Source organism: Kitasatospora sp. cg17-2, assembly GCF_054031055.1.
Map to the genome: position 1 here is coordinate 5,502,402 of NZ_CM132923.1, position 10,992 is coordinate 5,513,393.

At 74.8% G+C, this 10,992-nt stretch carries 9 protein-coding genes; 2 read left to right on the plus strand and 7 right to left on the minus strand.

The window, feature by feature from the left end; all coding sequences use genetic code 11:
• Positions 1-50: 50 nt before the first annotated feature.
• The 7 genes from ACW14Y_RS23180 to ACW14Y_RS23210 form a co-directional block, all read right to left on the minus strand.
• Positions 51-1,043, minus strand: coding sequence for an alpha/beta fold hydrolase (locus tag ACW14Y_RS23180; protein WP_456983308.1), 993 nt, complete (start codon positions 1,041-1,043; stop codon positions 51-53).
• Complete coding sequence (locus ACW14Y_RS23185) at positions 1,036-2,487, minus strand: condensation domain-containing protein (protein ID WP_456983310.1); 1,452 nt, start codon at positions 2,485-2,487, stop codon at positions 1,036-1,038. Before ACW14Y_RS23185 ends, ACW14Y_RS23180 begins: the two co-directional genes overlap by 8 nt.
• A gap of 73 nt (positions 2,488-2,560) precedes the next feature.
• On the minus strand, positions 2,561-3,346 hold the full coding sequence (locus ACW14Y_RS23190; protein ID WP_380299544.1) for an enoyl-CoA hydratase/isomerase family protein: 786 nt from the start codon (positions 3,344-3,346) through the stop codon (positions 2,561-2,563).
• 39 nt (positions 3,347-3,385) lie between these two features.
• Entirely contained in the window at positions 3,386-5,107 is a 1,722-nt protein-coding gene (locus tag ACW14Y_RS23195) for an acyl-CoA dehydrogenase (RefSeq protein WP_380299543.1), read from the minus strand.
• The gene (locus ACW14Y_RS23200) at positions 5,104-6,876 is read right to left on the minus strand and encodes an acyl-CoA dehydrogenase family protein (RefSeq protein WP_456983313.1); all 1,773 of its coding nucleotides are present in this window, start codon (positions 6,874-6,876) and stop codon (positions 5,104-5,106) included. Before ACW14Y_RS23200 ends, ACW14Y_RS23195 begins: the two co-directional genes overlap by 4 nt.
• Positions 6,873-8,636: a fatty acyl-AMP ligase gene (locus ACW14Y_RS23205; RefSeq protein WP_456983315.1), complete on the minus strand. Its 1,764-nt coding sequence runs from the start codon at positions 8,634-8,636 to the stop codon at positions 6,873-6,875. Before ACW14Y_RS23205 ends, ACW14Y_RS23200 begins: the two co-directional genes overlap by 4 nt.
• A 48-nt stretch (positions 8,637-8,684) precedes the next feature.
• Positions 8,685-9,476 carry a thioesterase II family protein gene (locus tag ACW14Y_RS23210; protein ID WP_380385319.1) on the minus strand — a complete coding sequence of 264 codons (792 nt, stop codon included), beginning with the start codon at positions 9,474-9,476 and terminating at the stop codon, positions 8,685-8,687.
• Between the two features lie 210 nt (positions 9,477-9,686).
• Between ACW14Y_RS23210 and ACW14Y_RS23215 the strand changes: the two genes are divergently transcribed.
• Together ACW14Y_RS23215 and ACW14Y_RS23220 are read left to right on the plus strand one after the other, a co-directional pair.
• Positions 9,687-9,962: a hypothetical protein gene (locus ACW14Y_RS23215; RefSeq protein ID WP_456983317.1), complete on the plus strand. Its 276-nt coding sequence runs from the start codon at positions 9,687-9,689 to the stop codon at positions 9,960-9,962.
• A 99-nt stretch (positions 9,963-10,061) separates the two neighbouring features.
• Entirely contained in the window at positions 10,062-10,940 is an 879-nt protein-coding gene (locus ACW14Y_RS23220; RefSeq protein ID WP_380299538.1) for a sterol desaturase family protein, read from the plus strand.
• Positions 10,941-10,992 lie beyond the last annotated feature (52 nt).

Here is a 10,992-nt window from a genome sequence, read left to right on the forward strand (position 1 = left end):
TGGACATCTCCATCGGAAGGGGTGGTGATCGGGGTGGTGGTGGGTGCTGGTCAGTCGAGCGCGGAGGCGAACCCGACGAGTGCGGCCGTGACCTCCTCCGGCCGCTCCTGCTGGGTCCAGTGCCCGCAGCCGGGGAGGATCCGGGCCTCCCGCAGCCCGGGTGCCCACAGCCGGAGGTCGTCGGCGAGCCGGGCGTGGTCGAGGTCCCGGACGACGAAGTCGTGGTCCCCGGCCAGGTAGAGCGCGGGCGGTTCGATCCGGGCCCGGTTGAGCGGGGCGGTGAGATCCCAGTTGCGGTGCAGGTTGCGGTACCAGTTGAGGCCGCCGGTGAAGCCGGTGCGGGCGAACTCCCCGGCGTACACGGCGAGGTCGGCCGGGGTCAGCCAGTCGGGCCGCCGGCCGTCCGCCGGGAACAGGTCCAGGAAGCCGCCGTCGGCGGGCACGGCGGGGTCGAAGGTCGGTGCCTCCCCGGAGGTCCCGGCCAGCAGCCGGACCAGTCCGGCCGGCACGTCCCGGCCCAACTCGGCCTCGGCGCGGCCCGGTTCCTGGAAGTACAGCATGTAGAAGCGCTCGCCCACGGCGCGCCGCATCGCCGGCAGCGGCGGCAGGCCGGGCCGGGGCCGGTAGGGGATGCTCATCCCGGCCACGCCGCGGACCAGGTCCGGACGCATCAGCGCGGTGTGCCAGGCGAGTTGCGAACCCCAGTCGTGCCCGGCCAGCACCGCCCGGCGCTCGCCGAGCGCCCCGATCAGGGCGACGACGTCGCCGACCAGGTGGTGGATCGTGTACTGGTCGGCCCCGTCGGGGGAGTCCGTCCGGCCGTAGCCGCGCAGATCGGGGGCGACGGCCCGGAACCCGGCCCCGGCCAGCCCGGTCAGCTGGTGGCGCCAGGAGTACCAGAGCTCGGGGAAGCCGTGCAGCAGCAGGACCAGCGGTCCCTCGCCGGCCTCCGCGACGTGCATGGCGCGCCCGGCCACCCGCAGCGTCCGGTGGGTGACGCCGGGCAGCTCGGGGAACGGAGGCAGCTCCGCGGGCTCAGCCACGGCGGGCCCTCCGTCGCGGGGCGGGCTCCGCGCCGAGGCCCATCAGTCCGGCCAGTTCGGCGTCGTCGACCAGGCGCAGCCGGGCCACCGGGGCGTCGGGGTCGGCCAGCGCGGCGTCGACCGCCCGCAGGAAGTGGCCGGCGAAGCGCTCGACGGTGGCGGGGTCGAACAGGTCCACGTCGTAGCGGAAGTCCACCGCGAGCGAGGAGGCGCTCTGCCGCACGCTCAACGCAAGGTCCAACTGTCCTTCGGCCTGGGGGAGTTCGAACGGGGCGACGGTGAGCCCGGCGAACTCGGCCGGCCGGCCGCCGTCGGCGTCCAGCAGCAGCCGCAGCAGCGGTTCGGGGGTGGCGGTGCCGACCAGGTTGAAGGTGATCCGGCAGAGCGAGGAGCCGGCGCCGGTGCGCGGCCGGTTGACCGTCCGGGTCAGCAGCTCGAACGGGTAGACGGCGGCGCCGAGCCCGGCCTTCACCTGCCGGTCGGCGGCCTCGGCCGCCTGGCGGAAGGTCGTGCCGGGGTCGAAGTCCCCGCGGAAGACCAGGGTGTTGACGAAGTTGCCGACCACCTCGCGGACCGCCGGGCTCATCCGGGTGGTGGTCGGGCAGCCGATCAGGAAGCCGTTCTGCCGGGTGGAGCGGTGCAGCAGGCTCTGGAACGTCCCGAGCAGCACCGAGAACAACGAGACGCCGCTGCCGCGGGCGAGTTCGCGCAGCGCCTCGACCCGGCCGTCCGTCAGGTCGAGGTGGTGGGTGGCGCCGGTCCGGCTCGAACTCGCGGGCCGGGGGCGGTCGGTGGGCAGCTCGGCGGGCGCGGCGTCGGCGCAGACCCGGTGCCAGTGCTGCTCCATCCGCGCCCCGCGCGGCGAGTCCAGCACCATGCGCTCCTTGGCCACGTGGTCGGCGTAGCTGCCCTTCGGCGGCGGGGGCGCGGCCACCGCGAGGTCGTCCGCGGTGGGGCCGTCCGTGTCGCCGCCGGTCAGCCGGCGGTAGCCGTGCAGCAGGTCGCGCACGATGAGCCAGTTGGAGGTGGCGTCGGTGCCGATGTGGTGTCCGGCCATCAGCAGGACGGCGTCCGCCTCGCCCCGGCGCAGCAGGACGAAGCGGAAGGCGCCGTCCCGCTCCAGCCGGAACGGCTCGCGCAGCGCGGCCCGGGCCGCCGCGGCGAGGCCCTCGGGGTCGGCGCCGGGCAGCTCGCGGACCTCCAGGCCCAGCGGGTGGCGCTCCCCGACCAGTCGCACGGCCTGTCCGTCGACCTCCTGGAACACCGAGCGGAGCATGTCGTGCCGCTCGGCGAGCGCCTCGACGGCGGAGCGCAGGGCCGGCAGGTCGACGGCGGAGCGCACGGTCAGCGCGCAGCCGGTGTTGTACACCGCGGCGTCCGGGGCGAGCCGGTAGAGGAACCACAACGCCTGTTGGGCGTGGGAGAGTTGCTGGGGGTCGGTCATCGTCGTCTTCTGTTCCGGGGGTCGGTGTTTCCGGTGTCCGGGGGTCCGGTGGCGGGGGGTCCGGGGGCCGGCGTCAGCGGCCGAGGAAGGCGGGCCGGGCGCCGTCGAGCTGGGCCCGCATGCCGATCCGCTGGTCCTCGGTGGCGAACAGGGCGGTGAACTGCCGTCGTTCGAGGTCGAGTCCGGCGCCCAGCGGCAGGTCGAGGCCGTCGTCCACGGCCCGTTTGGCGGCGGCCAGGGCCGCCGTCGGACCGGCCGCGAACCGCCGGGCGGTGCGCAGCGCGGCCTCGTACACCTCGGGATCGGGCACGGTCTCGTCGACCAGACCGATCCGCAGGGCCTCGGCGGCGGTCAGCCGCGCGCCGGTGAGGATCAGCCGCTTGGCCGGTCCGGCGCCGATCAGCCGGGGCAGCCGCTGGGTGCCGCCGGTGCCGGGGATGACACCCAGCTCGATCTCCGGCAGTCCGAGCACGGCGCCCTCGCCGGCCACCCGCAGGTCGGCGCAGAGGGCCAGCTCCAGACCGCCGCCGAGCGCGTACCCGGTGATCGCGGCGACCACCGGTTTGCCGATCCGGGCCAGCGCGTCCAGGGCGGTGTGCAGCCGGCCGGTGTAGGCGTCCACCTCGGCCGGGCTCCGTTCGGCGAGGTCCTTGACGTCGGCGCCGGAGCCGAAGACCCGCCGCCCGCCGTACAGGACCACCGCGCGGACGGCCGGGTCGGCGTCCAACCGCTCGGCGGCGGCGGTCAGTTCCTCCGGGACCCGGGGGTCGGTGCCGCTGATCCGGGGCCGCAGCAGCCGGACGGTCGCCACCGCCCCGTCCGTCGCGGCGTCCGGTTCGATCCGCAGAAATGTGCCCATGTCTCTCCTCCTCCTCGGGTCCGGGTCCGGTGACGCGGCTCAGGCGAGCTGCCGGCCGACCAGGTCGAAGCCCCGGCCGTCCTGGTGGCGTTCGATCAGCTCGGCGAACACCTCGGGGTGCGCGGCGTCGGCCCCGGGCACCGGCGGGCAGCCGAGCCGGGCGGTCAGCCGGGCGAGCGCGGCGGCGAGCCAGCCGGTGCCGCGCAGGAACGTGCCCGGGTGGTCCGGGTTGTGCAGCCAGACGCCCAGGCAGCTGGCGGCCGCCAGCAGCACCCCGTACCGCTCGGCCAGCCGGAAGCTCACCGGGCCGGCCAGCGGCGTCCGGTCGCGCGGCGCCAGGTCCAGGCAGGACTGCCGCAGGGCGCGGAGCTCGTCCAGCAGCTGGGCGCAGAGCGGTCCGAGCACGGGTTCGGCGGCCAGCCGGGCGGCGGCGTCGACCAGGGTGCCGAGCAGCGGGTCCTCCCGGCCGGCGGTCACCCCGAGCCGGCCGAGGTCCAGCTCGGGCAGGTCCCCGGCCAGGTGGAACAGGGCGGCCGGGGCGGGGCCGTCGGTCAGCCAGCTCTGCCGGGCCAGCCGGGGCAGCTGCGGGATGACGGTGGCCTGGCAGACCGTGCCGCCGGCGTGCACCAGCGAGGCCACCGGCAGGTCCCGGGCGTGCTTCTGGAAGATCCCGTACGGGCCCTCGCGCAGGAACGACCGGGCGCCGAGCACCACCGCGAGCCGGTCGACGGACTCCCGGTAGAGCGTCGGCACCAGGTGCTTGACCGAGGCCGCGTACACGCTGGTGCGCTCGGGCAGCACGTGCAGGGCCCGGCAGACGGTGGTGGTGAAGCAGTCGGCGACCAGCAGGTCGAGGAAGGCCCCGGTGAGGACCGAGCGGGCGTGCGGGAGGTCGGCCACCGCGCGGTGGTAGAGCCGGCGGCCGAGCGCGAAGTCGGTGACGGTGCGCAGCTGCTGGTCCACCGCGCCGAGGGCGGCGGCGGGCAGCACGGCCCGGGTGATCTGGAAGGCGCGCAGGATGGTCTCCATCGCCTCGCCGGTGCCGCCGGCGATCGAGGTGACCGGCAGCGGGCAGTCCCGGAACTCCAGGCCGCCCAGGTACATCGAGCGCACGCCGGAGGTGCGGTAGCGGGGGAGGAAGCGCAGCCGGTCGCGCGGCGCGGCGGCCATGTCGACCAGCACCATCGAGTGGCTGCGGCTGCCCGGTTCCTCGCTGGTGCGGGCGAGCACGGTGACCGCCTCGGCGCGGGCCAGGTTGTTGATGATCTCCTTGCGGCCGTTCAGCACGAGTTCGTCGCGGCGCACCTCGGCCCGGAAGGCGGTGCGGGTCACGTCGTTGCCGGTGCTCAGGTCGGTGTAGGCGGCGGCGATCCGGCCGTTGCCGAGCAGCACCCCGGCCAGCCAGTCCTGCTGCTGGGCGCTGCCCTCGGACCAGACGTTGACCGAGCCGACCAGGTTGCTGGCGCCGTGGCCGAGGGCGAGCGCGCCGTCCCGGCGGAACAGCGGGCGCAGCACCCGGGCCAGCCGGTCGGCCCGGTCGAGCCGCCCGCCGAGCCGGCGCGGTACGAACTCGGCGCCCAGCCCGTAGGCGTCCAGGGCGCGTTCGCCGGCCTGCAGCAGGTCGCCGCGCTCGTCGGCGGCGAGGAAGGCCTCGAAACCGAGCGGGTTGTCCCGGTAGTCCGGGTCGCCGAGCAGGGCCTCCAGCGGGGCCGGGGTGTCCAGGGCGGCGTAGAGCGCGGGGGCGGTCGTGGCGGTGCTCATGCGGCGCCCTTCACCAGGGGGTAGGGGAGCAGGGACGGGAGGGTGCCGGCGCTCAGCTGCTCGGTCAGCGGCGGCACCAGGCGGTCCAGGACGTCGTCCTGCGGGTCGGGGCGGCGGCCGGGGGCGAGCCGCCCCAGCACCCGGGCCAGCGCGGCCTCCAGCCACAGGCCGTCGGCCCACAGTCCGGCGGCGGGGCCGGTGTCCGCCCCGGCGGCGGCGCGGTTGCGCAGCCACAGGTGGACCGCGGCCGAGGCGGCGTAACCGGCGGCGTACCGCTCGGCCAGGACGAAGGCCGCGGCGGGCACCTCGACCGGGGTCGGGCGGTGGGCGGCGAGTTCGACGGCGAGGCCGTCCACGGCGGCCCGGACGGCCTGCGCCCGGTGGGCCAGCGAGGCGGGGACGGTGCCGGCGGCGGCGAGCGCGGTGAGCTCCTCGACGCCGTCGGCCAGCGCCTGGAGCAGGCTGGAGCCGGTCCGGGGCAACAGGGACAGCCGGTCCCGGTCGAAGCCGGGCAGCGGGGCGGCGAGGTCGGTGGCCCCGGCCAGGCCCGCCGCGTCCACCGTGCGACGCTTCAACTGCCGTGCCAGCAGAGGGAACTGGTTGATCAGCGCGTGCAGGTTGACCAGGGTGTTGCCGTCGAAGATGCCGACGATCCGGTGGTCGCGCTGGACCTTCTGGAAGCGGCCGTGCCGGTGGGTGCCGTCGGCGAGCAGCGAGCGGGCGCCGAGCACCGTGCCGAGCCGGGTGATCGCCTCGTCCACCAGGGTGGGGACGAAGTACTTGGTGACGGCGGAGACCACCGCGAGCTCGCCGGTGAGGGCGTGGATGCTGCGGCTGGAGACCAGGGTGACGGCCTCGGCGAGCAGGACGTCGGCGTAGGACTCGCCCAGCATCCGCCGGGTCTGCGGCAGTTCGGCCAGTCGGCGGCCGTAGGACTCGCGCTCCAGGGCGAAGCCCGCGGCCAGGTCGAGCGCGTTGTCGGCGGCGCCCAGCGACAGCGAGGCGCACAGGATCCGGGTCAGCTGCAGGCTCTTGAGGACGGTCTCGGTGCCCGAGCCCTCCGCACCGACCAGGGTGTCGGCCGGTACCTCGGCGTCGGTGAAGGCCACCCCGCTGATGTCGGCGCCCCGGATGCCGTGCAGCCGCACCGCGGGCAGCGGCCGGTACCCGGGCCGGCCCAGCCGCTGCTTGTCGATCATCAGCAGGCTGAAGTCGCGCGCCCCGCCCTCGTCGGCGGTGCGGGCCAGCAGGCAGACCAGGTGGCCCCGGTTGGCGTTGTTGATCAGCCACTTCTCGCCGTTGACCAGGTAGCCGTCGGCGGTGCGGTCGGCCCGGACCTCGCCCGCGAGCAGGTCGCTGCCGTGGTCGCGCTCGGTCAGCCCCCAGGAGACGACCGCGCCGTCCAGCACCGCCGCGGCCAGCTGCTCGGCCTGCTCGCGGCTGCCGCCGACCCAGACCGAGACCGCGCCGAGGAAGGTCTTGCCGTGCGCGATCGCCACCGTCAGGTCGCGGCGGGCGACGGCGCGCATCAGCTGCAGCACCTGCTCGTAGCTGTCCAGGGTGCCGCCGTGCGCGGCGGGCACGTAGTGCGCGGGCAGGCCGAGCACGTCCAGTTCGCGGCAGATCTCGTGCGGGAACTCCTCGCGCTCGTCCAGCGCCGCGCAGCGGGCGTGGGAGAACAGCCGGCCGTCGTCCTCCGGGTCGCCCAGGCGGCGGTCCAGCGCGGCGGCGGTGCGGTGGGCGGCGTGGGTCGCCGCGGCGCGGGTCATTCCGCGCTCACCCCGGCCGGGGCGGCCGCAGGGGCGGCGGTGCGGTAGCGGGCGACGGTGGCCGGGTCGAGGTCCTCGAACAGCGGCTCCAGCTCCCCGGCGACGAACAGTTCGCGCATCAGCGTGCGCCGCACCTTCCCGCTGGTGGTCTTGCGGACCTGGCCGGGGCGCAGCAGCACCAGGTTGGGCACCCGCACCCCGAGCCGCGCCGACAGTTCGCCGCGCACCTGCCGGGCCAGCTCGGCCAGCTCCTCCGGCGTCGCCCTGGGCCGCCGGACCTCCTGGAGGACGACGATCTCCTCGCGGGGCGCCGGCACCGAGCAGACGCTGCCGCTCAGACCCTGGAAGCCCTCGTGCAGGCCGAGCACCTCGCGCTCGATGTCGTGCGGGTACAGGTTGCGGCCGTTGACGATCAGCACCTCCTTGATCCGCCCGGTGACGTAGAGGTGCCCGTCGTGCAGGGCGCCGGTGTCGCCGGTGCGCAGGAAGCCGCGCTCGCCCTCGGCGGTGACGGCGCGGAAGGTCTCCTCGGTGGCCTCCTCGTTGCGCCAGTAGCCGGCCGCGACGCTGCCGCCGCGCACCCAGATCTCGCCGACGCCGCCCTCGGGCAGGGTGGCCCGGGTCCGCGGGTCGACGATCCGCACGTCCAGGTCGTGCACCCGGCCGCTGCTCACCAGGGCCGGGCCCGCGCCGGGGCGCAGCTCCCCGGCGGCCAGGGCGTCGGCGTCGACGGCGGTCAGCACCGGCGGCTCGCCGGGCAGGGTGCCGGAGACGATCAGGGTGGTCTCGGCCATGCCGTAGCAGGGGCTGAAGTGCTCCTGGCGGAAGCCGGCCGGGGCGAAGCGCTCGGCGAAGCGGCGCAGGGTGTCGGCGTGCACGGGCTCGGCACCGCTGCCCGCGCTGACCAGGGTGGAGAAGTCCAGCCCGGCCAGCTGGGCGTCGGTGACCCGGCGGACGCAGAGGTCGTAGGCGAAGTTCGGGGCGACCACGGTGCGGATCCGCTTGGCGCCGATCAGCTCCAGCCACAGGTGCGGGCGGCGCAGGAAGTCCATCGGGGCGAGCTGGTAGGACACCGCGCCGTGGAACAGCGGGGTGAGCAGCATGCCGATCAGGCCCATGTCGTGGTGCTGGGGCAGCCAGGTGCAGGAGCGGCTGCCCGGGTCGACGCCGAAGGCCCGGGTCATCAGCCCGAGGTTGTGGTCGAGCGCGCCGCGGGTGACCATCACGCCCTTGGGCGCGCTGGTCGAGCCGGAGGTGTACTGGATGATCACCAGGGCGTCGGCGGGGACCTCCTCGGCCCGCCAGTGCGGGGCGTCCGGCAGGTCCAGCCCGTCGGTCGCCACGCACGGGACGTCCTCGGCGCCCGCGCGGGTCAGGAACCCGGCGGCGGTCTCCCGGTTGGCCTCGTCGGTCAGCACCAGCCGGACGTCCGCGTCCCGGACGATGCCGTCCGAGCGCGAGCTGTGGCCGCGCTGGGTGCTGGGCTGCGGGGCGGGCACGGCGACCACGCCCGCGTACAGGCAGCCGGCCAGCACGGTGACGAACTCCGGGCCGGTGCCGTACAGCAGCAGCACCCGGTCCCCGACGGCGCAGCGCTCGCGCAGCCAGCGGGCCACGGCCCGGGCCCGGCGGTCCAGTTCGCCGTAGGTCAGCGGCTCCTCGACGAGCCCGCCGGCGGCGGTCCGGACGAAGACCACCGCTTCCCGGTCGGGGATCTCGCGGCCGTGCCGGACCAGCCGGCTCACCAGGTCATCGGGCATCGGGGTGGGCGTCCTCTCGGGTCGTGCGGGGGCGGTCGGTGCGAAGGGTCAGGCGGTGCGGCGGCGGGCCGCGCCCAGGACGCGGTGGAGCCGCAGGTCCGACTGGAGGTGGCCGTTCACATGGGCGAGCAACTGCTGCTCCTGGGCCTGGAGGTAGAAGTGGTCGCCGGGCAGGATCCGCATCTCGAAGGCGCCGCCGGTGTAGTCCGCCCACGCGGACAGCACCTCGGAGGGGCAGCCCTCGTCCTCGGCGCCCGCGTACGCCACCATCGGCGCGCGGTGCCGGGGCGCGTCCGGCACCGCCCGGTAGTCGGCGGAGAGCCGGTAGTCGGCCCGGATGCTCGGCAGCACCAGCTCCAGCAGCATCGGGTCCTCGATCGCGGTGAGCGAGGAGTGGCCGAGCTGCCGCAGCTCGTCGAGGAAGTCGGCGTCGCTCTCGGCCTGGGTCTCCCGGACCCGCAGGTGCGGCGGCTCCGAGCCGGAGACGAAGATCCGCAGCGGCTGGATCCCGTACTCGGCGTCCAGCCGCAGCGCCACCTCGTGCGCGACGACCGAGCCCATGCTGTGCCCGAACAGCGCCAGCGGCACGTCCGCCAGCTGCCGCAGGGCGCCGGCGATGCCGTCGGCCATCGTGTGCACGGAGTCCGCGAAGGGCTCGCCGATCCGGTCCTGCCGGCCCGGGTAGCAGGCCGCCAGCACCTCGATGTCGGCGGGCAGCGAGCGGGCCCAGTCCCGGTAGGCGGTCGGGGCGCCACCGGCGTGCGGGAAGCACACCAGGCGGCAGCTCGGTGCGGCGGTCGCGCGGTAGGAGCGGAACCACCGGGCTGGGGAGTCGGTCATGGGCATCCTTCGGGACCGAGGGAGCGGGCGTCCTGACCACGGTTCCGCCCGCGCCTATATCCCCGCCATATCGGTCCGGGCCGACGGCGGTGTCGCGGTGCCGTGACCCGCACGGGGTGGCGTGATCCACTGCCGCGCGGCGAGACTGCCGCCGAAGGGGGAGGTCGTACGGGGGAACGGACGGAGTGGACCGCCCGGGACGGGAGGACGGTGGAGGTCGACTACCCGGTCCCGGCCCGGACGGTGGTGCTGACCGTGGCCGTGGACGGGCCGGCGGAGATCGCCGTGCTCGCGGGCGGGGCGGACGGCACCGAGCTGTACCGGGGCAAGGGGGCGTGGAGCGTGCTGGCACCCCCGGAGCGTCGAACGTGCCGGGATGATGATTCCGTCATCGAACAATCAATAAAGCCAGGCCCTGGCCGGATCATCGCCCATTCTGGCCAATTATTTGTCTACAGATCATCAGACAAATCGAGAATTCCATGATTCCCCTCGAAAATACCTCGCCATGACTTCGGGGCACCCTTAGTATCTGAACGAACACTTCTGGTGACCGTTCGGCCGTGCGCGGCGAAGGGGGGTGTCATGAGCGAACGGCTTCGAACTGTGCTGCGCCATGTCGCCTACCCGTTCCTGCTGGTCACCCTGGTCGGGATAGCCGTCGCGGCCCTGCGCCTGCGCTGGGACCTCGACCGGGTGAATCAGCTCTTCCTGATCGGCGTGATCGCTTTCATGGCCCTGCTCGAACGTTTGATTCCGTACGAACCGGAATGGTCTCCGAGCGTGCGCGAGTGGGGCTGGTACGGGGTCTACTTCCTGCTGACGATGATCGGCGGAGCACTGTCCCAGGTGCCCGTGGCGGCCCTCGTCGGCTGGTTGGCCCCGCCCCGGTCGGTGCTGCCGCCCTGGGTGGAGATCCCGGCCGCGCTGCTGCTCGGATCGCTGGCCAACTACCTGGTCCACCGCTGGTGCCACACCAGTCCGCGGCTCTGGCGGCTGCACGGCGTCCACCACGTCCCCGACAAGGTGAACGTCGGCAACAACGGGGTCAACCACCTGTTGGACGTGCTGCTCACCCAGGGCGCCGTCCAGCTCGCGCTGGCCGCGGCCGGGTTCTCGGTGCCGACGGTGTTCGTGGTCGGCCTGTTCGTCGTCGCCCAGGGCTACTTCGTGCACGCCAACATCGACGTCCGGATCGGCCCGCTCAACCATGTGCTCGCCGGTCCCGAGCAGCACCGCCTGCACCACAGCACCGATCTGGCGGAGGCCGGGCACTACGGCTCCGACCTGTCGGTGTGGGACCACGTGTTCGGCAGCTTCACCTGGCGGCCCGGCCGCCGGCCGCTCGCGGTGGGGCTGGCGAATCCGGCCGACTTCCCCGCCACCGGCCGGGTGGTCGCCAGCCATCTCCAGGCCTGGCGCCGCCCCGCCCGGGCCGAGGGGTCCCCGACCGGTACCACCTGAGCCGCCCCGTCCGTCCCCGCCCCGCCCTGCCCCGTCCAGCCCACTCCCGTTC